The organism is Rhodococcus (subgen. Prescottella) equi, from assembly GCF_003013675.1.
GTDB classification, from domain to species: Bacteria; Actinomycetota; Actinomycetes; order Mycobacteriales; family Mycobacteriaceae; genus Prescottella; species Prescottella equi.
Genome location: NZ_CP027793.1, coordinates 2,036,305 through 2,049,889 on the forward strand (window position 1 = coordinate 2,036,305; position 13,585 = coordinate 2,049,889).

General features: G+C 68.8%; 11 protein-coding genes. 5 read left to right on the top strand and 6 right to left on the bottom strand.

Going from position 1 to position 13,585, the window contains the following annotated elements:
* Positions 1-96 precede the first annotated feature (96 nt).
* The 3 genes from C7H75_RS09615 to C7H75_RS09625 are packed head-to-tail and all read right to left on the bottom strand — an operon-like array spanning position 97 to position 3,221.
* Positions 97-1,245 carry a sulfotransferase family protein gene (locus tag C7H75_RS09615; protein WP_005514045.1) on the bottom strand — a complete coding sequence of 383 codons (1,149 nt, stop codon included), beginning with the start codon at positions 1,243-1,245 and terminating at the stop codon, positions 97-99.
* A 23-nt stretch (positions 1,246-1,268) separates the two neighbouring features.
* Positions 1,269-2,051, bottom strand: a complete 783-nt coding sequence (locus tag C7H75_RS09620) for an SDR family oxidoreductase (RefSeq protein ID WP_005514044.1) — start codon at positions 2,049-2,051, stop codon at positions 1,269-1,271.
* Between the two features lie 3 nt (positions 2,052-2,054).
* Positions 2,055-3,221, bottom strand: a complete 1,167-nt coding sequence (locus tag C7H75_RS09625; protein ID WP_084867431.1) for a hypothetical protein — start codon at positions 3,219-3,221, stop codon at positions 2,055-2,057.
* A 93-nt stretch (positions 3,222-3,314) separates the two neighbouring features.
* On the opposite strand from C7H75_RS09625, the gene C7H75_RS09630 reads away from it, so the two are divergent.
* The 4 genes from C7H75_RS09630 to C7H75_RS09645 all read left to right on the top strand — a co-directional run bounded on the left by C7H75_RS09630 (position 3,315) and on the right by C7H75_RS09645 (position 8,262).
* A complete protein-coding gene (locus C7H75_RS09630) occupies positions 3,315-4,250 on the top strand; it encodes an IclR family transcriptional regulator (protein WP_084924745.1) in 936 nt (311 codons plus the stop codon).
* A gap of 120 nt (positions 4,251-4,370) precedes the next feature.
* Positions 4,371-5,297 (top strand): sulfate adenylyltransferase subunit CysD, encoded by a 927-nt coding sequence (gene cysD / locus C7H75_RS09635; protein WP_069855958.1) that lies wholly within the window; start codon positions 4,371-4,373, stop codon positions 5,295-5,297.
* On the top strand, positions 5,297-7,150 hold the full coding sequence (cysC, locus tag C7H75_RS09640) for an adenylyl-sulfate kinase (protein WP_005514040.1): 1,854 nt from the start codon (positions 5,297-5,299) through the stop codon (positions 7,148-7,150). The genes cysD and cysC overlap by 1 nt, the downstream gene beginning before the upstream one ends.
* Positions 7,147-8,262: a 3'(2'),5'-bisphosphate nucleotidase CysQ gene (locus C7H75_RS09645; protein ID WP_013415621.1), complete on the top strand. Its 1,116-nt coding sequence runs from the start codon at positions 7,147-7,149 to the stop codon at positions 8,260-8,262. The genes cysC and C7H75_RS09645 overlap by 4 nt, the downstream gene beginning before the upstream one ends.
* A 5-nt stretch (positions 8,263-8,267) precedes the next feature.
* On the opposite strand, the gene C7H75_RS09650 is transcribed toward C7H75_RS09645, so the two are convergent.
* Genes C7H75_RS09650 through C7H75_RS09660 form a run of 3 tightly spaced genes read right to left on the bottom strand, consistent with a single transcriptional unit; the run spans position 8,268 to position 12,442 of the window.
* Positions 8,268-8,741: an SRPBCC family protein gene (locus tag C7H75_RS09650; protein ID WP_064077034.1), complete on the bottom strand. Its 474-nt coding sequence runs from the start codon at positions 8,739-8,741 to the stop codon at positions 8,268-8,270.
* On the bottom strand, positions 8,738-9,091 hold the full coding sequence (locus C7H75_RS09655) for an ArsR/SmtB family transcription factor (protein WP_081205531.1): 354 nt from the start codon (positions 9,089-9,091) through the stop codon (positions 8,738-8,740). Before C7H75_RS09655 ends, C7H75_RS09650 begins: the two co-directional genes overlap by 4 nt.
* A 60-nt stretch (positions 9,092-9,151) precedes the next feature.
* Complete coding sequence (locus tag C7H75_RS09660; RefSeq protein WP_394342307.1) at positions 9,152-12,442, bottom strand: arabinosyltransferase domain-containing protein; 3,291 nt, start codon at positions 12,440-12,442, stop codon at positions 9,152-9,154.
* 103 nt (positions 12,443-12,545) lie between these two features.
* Between C7H75_RS09660 and C7H75_RS09665 the strand changes: the two genes are divergently transcribed.
* Complete coding sequence (locus C7H75_RS09665; protein ID WP_064077035.1) at positions 12,546-13,571, top strand: TIGR03617 family F420-dependent LLM class oxidoreductase; 1,026 nt, start codon at positions 12,546-12,548, stop codon at positions 13,569-13,571.
* Positions 13,572-13,585 lie beyond the last annotated feature (14 nt).

Genomic DNA, 13,585 nt, shown 5'->3' on the forward strand with positions numbered 1-13,585 from the left:
GGGGGCTGCGCCGTTGCAGTCCCCTTGAAAGGAAAACTAGCCCTGAATGTGGTGTCGGTCACACATCGGTCTCGGTGGGTGAGACTCTTTCTCGGTTCAGCCGCCGGAGTAGTCGCCGAACCGCTCGTCGACTTCCTCGGCTGTCAGTCCGTACTCCTCGAGCGTGTACTTGTGCGCCGGCTTCCGGCTGCCCGAGCGGCTCTCGGCATGCATGTCCTCCATCGCCCGGCGCGCCTGCTCGGTCATGGGGATCGAGAAGTGTGAGTAGACCTTCTCGACGGTCCCGAGTGGATCGCCGACGAAGTCGTTGTAGTCGACGTCGACGAACTGGGCCGGGTCGTACTTCCCGCGCGCGGCGGTGAAGTCCTCGAGCCCGCGGGCCCACAGGTCGAGCTGGCTGCGGCCGATCACCTCGCCACGGAACTTGTTCGACCAGCCCTCGGTGGCCTGCTCGGCCAGGCTGCACACCGAAGGCACGATGGTCCGCGGCGGGCGATGGGTCTGGATCACCAGGGCGTCCGGATAGACCGCCATCAGTTCGTCGAGCGCGAACAGATGGCTCGGGTTCTTCAGCACCCACCGCCGATCCTGATCCGGCAGCCCGATCAGCTGCAGGTTCTTCTTGTGCCGCGCGTACGCGTTGGTCCAGTCCTGCCCCTCGAGCCACGTCGAATAGGTCGGCAGGTTCGCCAGGCACTCGTACGACACCGACTTGAAGGTCTGACGCAGCAGCTGCCAGCACTCCTCGACCTCGCCCGCCGACATGTAGTGCACACCCATGAACTCGGGGTGGTCGATGTGATGCTGGCCGAACTGCTGCTCGATCGCCTGGAACACCGGGTTGGATTCCCAGGTGTCCCGCGGCGGGCGTGGCTGTGGCATCTCCGTCAGCCACATCTCCAGCCCCTGGTGTCCCGGGTCCACGGTGAGCAGGCGGTGCAGCGCCGTGGTGCCGGTGCGCGGCAGGCCGGTGACGAAGATCGGTCGTTCGATCGGCACGTCGGCGTGCTCGGGGAACTGTTTCCACGCGGCCTCGCTGAGCAGGCGGGCAACGAGTGCGCCGCGCAGGAAGACGCGAGAGATCTTGCTGCCGAACGGCGTCAGGTCCTCGTCTCGTGCGTACGAGTCGAGCAGGACTCCGAGCGCCTCGGTGTAGTCGTCGGTACCGAAGTCGTCGAGTCCGGTCATCCGGGTAGCGGATGCGTGCAGGTCCTCGACGGTGCCGACGGAAGTGCGTTCAGTCATGGTGCTCCTTCAGGGGCCGAGCTCTAGTGGTGGAACTCGCCGCAGTTGACGTCGAGACACTGGCCGGTGATGGCGCTGGCCATCGGTGAGGCCAGGAAGATCACCGCGTTCGCGACCTCGTCGGTGGTCGGCAGGCGCTTGAGGTCGCTGTTGGCCGCGGTGTGCTCGTAGATCTGGTCGACGGTGATGCCGAACTTCTCCGCCTGGTGCTCGAAGTACTTCTTCAAGGTGTCGCCCCAGATGTAGCCGGGGGCGACGGAGTTGACGCGGATGCCCTGCGGACCGAGTTCGGTGGCCAGCGACTGCGACATCGCCAGCAGCGCCGACTTGGCGAGTTTGTAGCTGCCGTAGCGCTCCTGCGAGTGCCGCAGCACCATCGAGTTCACGTTCACGACCGCGCCCTGGGACTCGGCGAGGGCCGGCGTGAACAGCTGGGTCAGGCGCAGCGCGCCGAGCACGGTCAGCTCGATCGCGTCGCGGATGTGCTGGAAGTCGGTGCTGCCGAACGGCTTCATCGACGGCACGGAGAACGCGTTGTTGATCAGGCCGTCGACCCGGCCGAACGCGTCGGTGGTGGCGGACAGCAGGTGGGCGGCCGAGGCGTCGTCGGTGATGTCGGTCGAGACGGTCACCGCGCGGCGTCCCAGGTCGGTCACCTCTTTGGCCACCTCGTCCAGACGCGACTGGGTGCGTGCGGCGAGCACCAGATCGGCGCCGGCCTCGGCGCAGCGCAGCGCGAGCGTGCGACCGAGCGCCGGCCCGACGCCCGAGATGACGATTACCTTGTCCTGGAGCAGATTTGTCATGTCTTATCCCAGCATCCGGTCGGCGACGGCGGCCTGCCGCTCCGCGATGCGGGCGGCGAAATCCTCCGGCGTGATCTTGTTGTGTTCGTGGAAAGGCAGTTTCGCGGCGACCTCGTCGAACTTGACGACCTCGACGGTCGGTCCGTCCTCGGCCGTGAACTCCCGGGACGTCCGCTGCCACCGGAACTGCAGGTAGCCGCGCGGGTGACCGAGAGCCTCCAGCCAGTTGGTCACGCCCGGGTTCCGCTCGCTGAGTACCATCCGGATCATGCCGTCCGGATCCACCTGTGCCTGAGCATTGTTCAGTGACGTCTGGTGGCTGATGTAGTCGAGCGAGATGTACCAGAGGCTACCCAGCTGGAAGCCCTGGTACGGAGCATCCGATTTCGGGACGGTGATGATCATCGCCTCGTCGTCCGCGAGGTCGTAATGGCCCACCGACGAGTACTGCGTCGCCAGTCCGCCCGGAGTGAGCCGCGGCGCGGTCATGGTGTTGACTGGCAGGTTGTCATAGAACCACTGCGGGAACTGCAGCCACGTCTTCACGCGACTGACCAGCGCCTTACCGGCGCGAGCGAAACGCTTCTCCGTCTCCTCGCGCGTGAGCGGCGGCACCGGGACGCCGATCCGGTCGGCGCGCTCGATGCGGATGGTCCCGCGCTGCTGGCTCCAGTCGCTGTAGACCTCGCGCACCACCAGCTGGCTCGAGCCCGGCGCCAGCGTGAAGTGGTTGCGGCGGCCGTCGGCGGGGCCGGGACCGAACGTGGCGACGAACGTGCCGTCGTCCTCGATGTGCAGTTCCCGGTCGTCGAAGGCGATCTCGCTGCCCGGGACGTTCGCGTTGGTGTAGTTGCCGCTGAGGACCTGGAAGCTCAGGTCCGCGGTGGTGCCGCGGGTGCCGGTGACGATGTACTCGGCGTCGTCGTTGATGCGGGCACCGAAGTACAGAGTGTCGGGGTTGTCCAGCCCCATCTTCGTGAACGGGCCGGTGCCCTGGATGAAGCTCGGATGGGTCTTCTCGGTGGCCCATGCCGCATGCACGGTCGCGAGGATTCCGCCGGCGAGGTACTGCATGCCCTCGAGCAGATCCTGTTCGGACCGGATGTGGGGGGCGCTCTCGACCAGCTTCTCGGCCTCGGCGATGGCCTCGGCCAGTGGATCCGTCAGCACACCTTGCTCCTTCGATCCAGTGGTACAAATATGTACCTGGGTGGTAGAACGTGCGATGAGTCAGACGATAGAACGTGTTTCAAGGAGTGGTCAATGACCTCAGGCATCGCCGAGTCCGAGTCCAGTGGGCGTCGGTCCCCACCGACGGAGCGGGTGGTCCAGATCCTCGACTTCCTGGTCGCCCGCGAAGAACAGCGCTTCGGTTTGTCCGAACTGGCGCGTGCGCTCTCCATCAGCAAGCCCACGTGCCTGGGAATCCTCTCCGAGTTGGTCGTCGCCGGCTACCTCACCCGAGACCCGGTCTCCAAGACGTACGGGCTCGGGCCGGCGCTGATCGCCGCCGGGCGCGCGGCGCAGCGCGGCTTCGCCGTCGGGACGATCGCGCGGGCGCAGCTCGACGGGGTTGCCGCCGAGTTCGGTGCGGTGTGCACGGCGTCGGGGGTGGTCGGCGACCAGGTGATGATCCTCGAGACCGTCACGCCGGCCGGAATGGCGCTGGGACGTACGGCTGCCCGTGTCGGTCAGGCGTATCCGTTCGCCCCGCCGGTGGGGCTCATGTACGTGATCTGGGACAGCGACGACGACCTCGAGGCGTGGCTGCGGCGCGATCCCGCACTGCCGGTGGTCCTCGATCGGGAACTGCTCGGGCGAGTCGTCGACGACTGCCGTGAGGTCGGATACCTCGTCGAACGCTTGACACCCGTCGGACGCAAGCTGTTCTCGCTCATGGCCGGCGTCGCGGGCCGGGACCTGCCGACCGAGCTGCGCGAGCTCATCGGCGAGATGGTGTCGAGTCTCGGCGAGCGCGTCTACCTGCACAGCGAAACCGAGCCCGACATCGACTACCCGGTGAGTCTGATCGCGGCGCCCGTGTACGACGCCGACGGGCACCAGTCGCTGGTCCTCACGCTCGACGTGGGCGGACCGATCACCGGAGCCGAGATCGCCCGGCGCGGTGCGGCGCTCGTCGCCGCGGCGGACGCGGTGACGGCGGAGGTCGGCGGACGGCGTCCCGTGCGCTCCTCCTGACCTGGTCGCAGCAGGCGAGCCATTGACCGCGGGTGGAACAGGTTCTATTCTCGGCTCGAAGTCAGTTTTCGAACCGACCCGGTACAAATATGTACCAGTGAACTCGTCGAGGAGCCGCGCGTGACACCCCTGGCATCCCCGTCCACCTACGAGCTGTCGCACCTGCAGGCGCTCGAGGCCGAGGCGGTCCACATCTTCCGTGAGGTCGCCGCGACCTTCGAACGGCCCGTCCTGCTGTTCTCCGGCGGCAAGGACTCCGTGGTGATGCTGCACGTCGCCGCCAAGGCGTTCTGGCCGGCGCCGCTGCCATTCCCGGTGATGCACGTCGACACCGGCCACAACTTCGACGAGGTCATCGAGTTCCGCGACCGGACCGTCGAGCGGCTCGGCCTGCGCCTGGTGGTCGCGAGCGTCGAGGACGACATCGCGGCCGGGCGGGTGGTCGACGAGACCGGGCCGCGGGCCAGCCGCAACCGCCTGCAGACGCACTCACTGCTGCGCGGCATCCGGGAGAACAAGTTCGACGCAGTGTTCGGCGGCGCGCGCCGCGACGAGGAGAAGGCCCGAGCCAAGGAGCGTGTCTTCAGCTTCCGCGACGAGTTCGGACAGTGGGATCCCAAGGCGCAGCGGCCCGAACTGTGGAACCTCTACAACGGGCGGCACCGGCGCGGTGAGCACATCCGGGTCTTCCCGCTGTCGAACTGGACCGAACTCGACATCTGGCAGTACATACTCGAGGAGGAGATCGAGCTGCCGTCGATCTACTACGCGCACCGCCGCCCGGTCGTCGAACGGGACGGAATGCTGTTGGCGCACAACCGGTTCCTGGCACTGCTGCCCGGCGAGGAGCCACGCGACGAGCTCGTACGTTTCCGCACCGTCGGTGACGCGACGTGCACCGGCTGCGTCGAATCGTCGGCCGCCACTGCCGCCGAGGTCGTCACCGAGGTCGCGGCCAGCCGCATCACCGAACGCGGCGCCACCCGCGCCGACGACCGGATCTCCGAGGCCGGCATGGAAGACCGCAAGAAGGAGGGGTACTTCTGATGGCCCACACCCAGCAACTCCTCCGCGTCGCCACTGCGGGCAGTGTCGACGACGGCAAGTCCACGCTGATCGGACGCCTGCTGTACGACTCGAAGTCGATCTTCGAGGACCAGCTCGAGGCGGTCGAACGCAGCAGTCGCGAGCGCGGCACCGAGTACACCGACCTGGCGCTGCTCACCGACGGATTGCGCGCCGAGCGCGAGCAGGGCATCACCATCGACGTCGCACACCGCTACTTCGCGACGCCGCAGCGCAAGTTCATCATCGCCGACACCCCCGGGCACGAGCAGTACACCCGCAACATGGTCACCGGAGCGTCGACCGCGGACCTCGCGCTGATCCTCGTCGACGCCCGCAAGGGGGTGCTCGAGCAGACCCGCCGGCACGCGTTCCTGTCGACGCTGCTGGGGATCCCGCACCTGGTGCTGTGCGTGAACAAGATGGATCTCGTGGACTGGTCGCAGGAGCGGTTCGAAGAGATCAAGGACGAGTTCGGACAGTTCGCGACCAAACTCGACGTCCACGACCTGACGTTCATCCCGGTGTCGGCACTCAAGGGCGACAACATCGTCACCCGCACCGAGAACATGCCGTGGTACGAGGGCTCGTCGCTGCTGCACCACCTCGAGGACGTGCACATCGCGTCCGACCGCAACCTCATCGATGCGCGCCTGCCCGTACAGTACGTGATCCGGCCGCAGCGGCAGACGGACGCCGACCTGCACGACTTCCGCGGCTATGCGGGCACCGTCGCCAGCGGCGTCTTCAAGCCGGGCGACGAGGTGGTCGCGCTGCCGTCGGGCTTCACCTCGACGATCTCCGCGATCTGGGGGCCGGGTGGGGAGGAGGTCAAGGAGGCCTTCGCACCGTCCGCGGTGTGCGTACAGCTGGCCGACGACCTCGACGTCAGCCGCGGCGACACCCTGTGCAGGCCGAACAATCGACCGCTCGTCGGCCAGGAGATCGACGCGATGATCTGCTGGCTCACCGAGCAGGCGTCGCTGAGCCCCGACGCGCGGTACACCGTCCTGCACACCACCCGCGCGACGAAGGCGCAGGTGGTGCGGCTCGACTACCGGCTCGACGTCAACACGCTGCACCGGGACGAAACGGCACGGTCGCTCGCGCTCAACGAGATCGGACGCGTCCAGCTGCGCACGCAGCAGCCGCTGCTGTTCGACCCGTACCGACGCAACCGGGTGACCGGCAGTTTCATCCTCGTCGACGACACGACCGGCAACACCGTCGCCGCCGGCATGATCACCGGGCCGACCCTCAAGGAATCGAAGGTCGTCTGGCACTCGGCCGCCGTGTCCCGCGACGAGCGCGCGACCCGCGGGTCGACGGTGTGGCTCACCGGTCTGTCGGCGTCCGGGAAGTCCACGGTCGCGGTGGAACTCGAACGGCGACTCGTCGCCGCCGGGATTCCCGCGTACCGGCTCGACGGCGACAACCTGCGACACGGACTCAACGCCGACCTCGGGTTCAGCGCCGAGGACCGGGCGGAGAACGTCCGGCGCGTCGGGGCCGTCGCGCAGCTGCTCGCCGACGCCGGCATGGTCGCTGTGGCCTCGCTCATCAGCCCCTACGCCGCGGATCGCGACCGGGTCCGCCGACTGCACGAGGAGGCCGGGCTGCCGTTCGTCGAGGTGTTCGTCGACACCCCGATCGAACAGTGCGAGGCGCGCGACCCCAAGGGGATGTACGCCAGGGCCCGGGCGGGGGAGATCACCGGTTTCACCGGCGTCGACGACCCGTACGAAGCCCCCGAACGCGCCGAACTGGTGCTGCGGCCCGAGGACGGCGACCCGGTCGCACAGGCAGCGAAGATCATGGAGTATCTGAACCTGTGAGCACCGACGTCGAACTCGCAGCCGACCTCGCCGAACGGGCGGGCAAACTCCTGCTGGACCTGCGCGTCCGGGAGTTGGGGGAGACCCCGCTCGACAAGGCTGCCGCGAAGGAGCTGGGGCGACGGGGCGACAAGGCTGCCAACGTCCTGCTGCTGGACGGGCTGGCCGCCGAACGTCCGTCCGACTCGGTGCTGTCGGAGGAGTCTGCAGACGATGCGGCCCGCCTCGACAACGAGCGGGTCTGGATCATCGACCCGCTCGACGGTTCCCGTGAGTACGGTCTGGTCGGACGATCCGACTGGGCTGTTCACGTCGCGTTGTGGGAGCGCGGGGCGGGCATCACCGCGGCCGCAGTGGCGCAGCCCGCGCGGGGCGAGGTGTACGTCAGCGGAACCGCGCGGGCCGTGCCGTCCGACCGGATCAATCCCCGGATCCTGGTGAGCGACAGCAGACCGCCCGCCTTCGTCGACGCCCTCGCACGACGCGTCGGCGGCACGGTCGAGCCGATGGGCTCGGCCGGCGCCAAGGCGATGGCCGTCCTGCGGGGAGACGCGGATGCGTACGTGCATGCCGGCGGCCAGTGGGAGTGGGATTCGGCGGCACCGGTGGGCGTCGCCCTCGCCGCGGGACTGCACTGCTCCCGTATCGACGGAACTCCGTTGCGCTACAACGAGCCTCATCCGTACCTACCGGATCTGCTGATCTGTCGACGCGACCTAGCGGTGCCGTTGCTCGCCGGCATTGCGGAGGAGACCGGCGGTCCGACCGACAGTCCTCGGGTCGCGATGGCCCGCGAGTACATCGACTCTCTCGTCACCCACGACACCAGCAAGGTGCGTCTCGCCAGGCACTGCCACCGTTACGAGAACGGCCGGCGCACAGGAGAGTCCGGTGACGAGATCCGGTCGATGCTCGAGACCGGCGGGCAGTATCGGCCGATCAGCGCCGTCCGCGACGTCGAGTTCCGTGAGTGGGGCACCGACGTCGTCGCTCGGTTCCTGCTCGACATGAACACCGGTCGGGACCTCCTGACCGTCGCGATCACCGAGCATTTCTCCATCCCGAGTGCCGAGATCGAGGCGATCACGGCGATCATCGAGCCCCACCCGTAGGCACGTCAGGCGCCGGCAGGCTCCGATGCGAGTGCCGCGCCCAGGGCGTCCAGCAGCAGCTTCGTGCCCTCCTCGCGGGAACCGGCGTCGTCGTAGCCGTCGAGGAAGGCGCCCTGCTCGGTCATCACCAGGCGGGTACCGGTGCCCGACGGAAAGAGCTCGATCGTCGCCAGCGACACGGACGTGCGAATGTCGTCCATGTGCATGTCGTACGTGTAGACGATCCGCTCGTTAAGGACGATGTCCTGGTAGATCGACGAGAACGAATGGACGGGACCACCTTTCGGGCCGCCGCTGACCGTCTCGCGGCCGCCGACGCGGAAGTCCATGGTGCCCGCGTCCGACACCCAGTCGTCCGGGTGAGTGAACCAGCGGGACTTGGCCTCGGGGTCCGCGAACGCGTGGAACACGCGGGCGGGGTCGGCGTCGTAGACGCGTTCGACGACGAATGTGGAGTGGGTGACCGATCGGGTGCTCATGACGACTCCTCGGGTGCGGATGCTTCATCGGCCTCGGCGAGGAACTCGCCGAGTCGGTCGAGGCGGCGCTCGGTACGCGTGCGCCGCTGAGCTATCCACTGCCCGGCCCCGTCCAGTGCATCCGGCACCAGATGGCAGGTTCGGGTGCGGCCGACCTTCTCGGACCGCACCAGTCCACTCGCCTCCAGGACCTGGAGATGCTGGACGACGGCGGGCAGTGACATGTCGAGCGGGGCCGCGAGCTCGCTGACCGAGGCGGGTCCGCGGCCGAGCCGCTCGACCATCCCGCGCCGACTCGGATCCGACAGCGCGTGGAAGACGCCGTCGAGCGGTGCGGAATACTTAAGCACGCACTTAAGTATTCTCGCCCGCTCCGCTGTGTCAAGGGGGCGCCGCGAATTCGACCGCCGTCAGAAGCGCAGGGTCATCGGCCCCGGATTCCACAGCCCCGAGCGTCGCGCGGTCTCGGTCGTCAGCGCGGCCGGGACGGCGGACTCGTCGCGTGGCGTGAACTGTTCCACCTGGCCCCAGTCCCGGCGCCAGTCGTGATTCAGGTACGACGGGATGGTCTCGGCGGACAGTAGCTGGTCGGTCCAGCCGAGCGGACCGCCACCGTAGTGGTCCTGCCACCGGTTGGTCGACACCGCCCCGGGGCGATCGGGGAGGATCCGGTAGCCCGGCACCTCCGCGACGCCGTTCGCGTGCGAGAACGGCTGCTGACACGGGAACTGGAGTCCCACCGCCCAGTCGGCGAGCACGGGGGTCTCCGAGCCGATCACATCCTGGAGGGTGCGTGTCTGCGGCACCCGCGGCGGCGTCACGGCGAGCCACTGGTCCGGGTCCCGGTCCTCGTCGGACGCGACGAGGCGAACCGCGTCGGCCTCGGCGGGCAACTGGTCCAGGGGAACCCGTACGTTCCGCCACGACGGCGCGGGACCGATGTCGTACGGCAACGCCCGGCCCAGGACGTCCACCGAGCCGTCGGGACGGCGGACGCCGTACTCGAGTTCGAGGTCCTGGCCGTACGTGACGATGCCGTCCCGGTCCGTCGACCGGATCCGGCCGGCGACGGCGACCGAGACGATGTCGCCGCGGGTCCCGTCGGCGCCGACGGCAGGCAGGCCGTACCACGCGCTGACCAGTGACGCCGTGGTCTGTTCGCCGCTGCGGTAGCTGCCGAGGACGGGCGTCGACGCCGGGTCGAGTCCGAAGGGGAGCGCGACGGTACTGCCGTTGACACCGACGGCGCCCTCGCCGCCGGCGGTCCCCGCGGTGGTGTCGGTGGAGGTGGGGGCGGCGTCCGGGTCGACGAGGTTGGCGGTACCGGCGGCCGCCGCCGTCTCGCCGTCAGCGCTCAGATCCGACGCGACACCGTTCGGTCGGAAACCGGTGGACTCGGTGCCGGCGAGCGCGGTTGCCACGTTGCCCGAGAGCGGTTGCAGCACGGATGCATTCGGATCGGTCTCGAGCAGTACGTCGTTCGCGAGCCCGCAGTTCTGGCCGCGCAGCGCGTCGAAGTTCGCCCGGCCGACCGAGTACGCCGGATACTGGCTCACCGCGCCCTTTGCGAGCGAGAGCACCTCGAAGGCCACCATGACGGCCGCGGCGATCGTCAACGGTGGCAGCGCCCACACCCGGCGCGCACGGGAACCCGCTGCGGGAACCCGGGATTCGCGCACATGGCACCACGTTGCGACGCCGACCATGAGGATCGCGCCGCCGAAGAGCACCGTCGCCGCCCCGGTGCCCGCGAGCGACGGCGGCTTGTCCCACCACGGCACACCCCACGCCGACACGTACCAGTAGTTGTTGGTCCCGATGAACGTGAACGCCAGGAGGAACAGCACGGCCGCCGCGAACAGGGCCCGGTTGCGGGGTGAGCGCAGTACGGCCGTCCCGACGGCGACCGCCGTGAGCACCGCGAGCGCGCCTGCCAGGCCGGCGAACACGCCGAGATGGTGCGTCCACTTGGTGGGGGTGAACATCATCAGCGCCACGGCGCCGAGCACGACCCCGATGATGCGGCGGGACGGGCCGGCGGAGGTGCCGGGAATGCGTCCGCCCTTGCGCAGCATCGCGAGCACGGTCACCGCCAACCCCAGGAACATCACGAAGATGCCGAATCGGCGCGAGAGCGATCCGTCGGCCGTGTCGTTGAGCAGCCACTGATACCGCAGATTCTCGCTGAACCACTTCTCGCTGGGTCCGCCGGCGACATGGGCGTCCTGCATCGCCGGGACCACTGCGAGCGTCTGGTCGGCGAAGATCGCAACGAGAATGACGGTGCCGGAGGCCAGGATCGGCAGCAGCAGCGCCGCGTATCCGACGTCTCGGGCCCGCGCGATCGCGATCCGCAGCAGGGGCCGCAGACCGGCGAGCAGTGCCGCGAAACAGATGATCCCGGACGGCCCGACGGAGAGGGTGGCCGCTGCGACGAGGATCGCCACCGCCGCCGGCAGCAGCCGCCGTGTCGCGATCGCCCGCTCCACCGAGCACCACGTCAGCAGTACACCGGCCGCGACGATCGGTTCCGGACGCAAGCCGTTGTTGTACGGCAGCCACACCGCGAGGAAGCCCAACGCTCCCGTCCACAGGGCGATCCGGCCCGTGCGAGCGGCCACGCCCAACCGGGGTACGACCTCCCGGCTGAGCACCAGCCACGTGACGATGCCGGCGAGCAACGCGGGCAGACGCACCCACGGGCTGGCACTCCAGATGTCGTCGAGCAGACCGAAGATGTAGTAGTAGGGGGTTCCGAACGGGGTCTCCGGAACACCGAAGTAGCGGAAGTAGTTCGACATGTAGCCGGACGACTGCGCCGACCGCGCCATCGTGTACTGATAGCCGTCGTCGGCGGTGGTGGCGCCGATGAAGTGCCACAGCACGAGGGTTCCGATGACGACCACGTCCAACGAGCCGACGCGCCACCACCGTGCCGGGAGGAACCGGCGGGCCCGGCGGCCGTCGGTGAGGTCCAGTCGATGCAGCGCCACCAGCGCCAGCAGCGTGGCGAGCACCGCCACGATCATCGCGACCATCTTGGTCGCCGTCGGCGTGGTCGAGAAGCGGGTGTCGAGCTCGGCGCTCACCTGCAGTCCCGCCGGCGCGCTGCCGTCGAGATCGCTGAAGACGCCGACCATCTGGGGGCGGACGTCACCGTCGACGTTCTTCGTCGTGTCTGCCGCCCCCGATCCGGTGATCGCGGCCGTCGTCCGCTCGGACGTCGACGACACGGTGATCGTGCACTCGCTGCCCCGCAGTTCCGTGAGCGGCGTCGAGATCAGCGAGCGGTCGCGCAGGATCACCTCGAGACGGGCGGGCGCGGACTCGGTGGCCGCCGTCGTCTTCGCGACGAGACCGTAGCGTTCGGCACCCGGTGCGCCCGAGGGCATGGTCGCCACGAGCGCGCCGCCGGAGCTGAGGCCCGCGGCGGTCGCACAGGGGATCCGGGCGTCGAAGGTGAACGGCGCGTAGGACACCAGAGGCGCCTCGACGCTGCCCGTCGACCCGCCCTGCGGCCACGAGAGCGTCGACTGCTCCTGGTTCACCGGCAGCAACGGAACCGCCACCGCGGACAGGACGCCGAGGACGCCGGCGACGATCGCGATCAGGCGCGCACGCCGGACGTCCCACCATCCCTGACGGGCAGGTCCGGGTTCACGCACTGCTCTCTTCGCGGATGCATGTTCCGCCCCCACCATGCTGTCGACCACGAGAAGCGATGGTAACGGCAATCACACCTGTCACCGAGCGCCCTCACCGCGCCGTCGCGAATTCCGGCAATTCGCCGGGTAGAACGGACGAATGAAGGTATACACCGGAACCGATCCCGCTCTCGATCCGATGCGGGTGGCCGACTTCGCGCGCCGCGCCGAGGCGGCCGGCTACGACGGATTGCACGTGTCGGAGACGGTGCACGACCCCTTTCTGCTCGCGCTGTTGGCGCTGCAGGCCACCGAACGACTCGTCGTGCGGACGTCGGTGGCGCTCGCGTTCGTTCGTAGTCCGCTGCTCACCGCCTACACCGCATGGGACCTGTCGAAGATGTCGGGAGGGCGATTCCATCTCGGCCTCGGTAGCCAGATCCGGCAGAATATCGAGGAGCGGTATGCGATGCCGTGGACCGCTCCCGCCGCAGCGATGCGCGAGTACGTCGGCGTCGTGCGCGCCGCGTTCGAGACGTTTCGCACGGGCGAACTCGTCGCATACGAGGGTGAGCGGTACCGGTTCCTCCGGATGCAGCCCTACTTCAACCCGGGCCCCGACACGCAGACGCCCACACCGCCGGTCTATCTCGGCGGTGTGGGACAGCGCATGCTGCGGGTTGCGGGGGAGTGCGCCGACGGTCTGGTCACGCACCCGACCAACTCCGATCCGCGGTACCTCGCCGACGAGTGTGTGCCCGCACTGACCGAGGGTGCGGCGACGGCGGGCCGGACGCTGGACGGCTTCGACATCGTCGCGGGCCTGCAGGTGATCACCGGTGCCACCGACGCCGACGTCGCCGCGGAACGCGAGCGGCGCCGCCGACTGTTCGCGTTCCTGTACTCGACGCCCGCCTACCGCGGTGCGCTCGAGCGGCACGGGTTTCCCGACCTGCAGGCCGAACTGGCCGACCTCGTCCGCCGCGACGACTGGGATCGGCTGCGAGGCATCGTGACCGACGACGTCCTCGCGACCGTCGTGCCGACAGCCCGCTACGACACGCTCGCCGACGCGGTCCGCGAGCGCCTGCACGGCGTCGCGCAGAGTGTCACGCTGGCGCTGCCCGAGAACCCGGACCACGATCGCCGCATGGCCGACGTGGTCGCCGAACTACACGCCGGATAGCTTCGCGAAAGGTG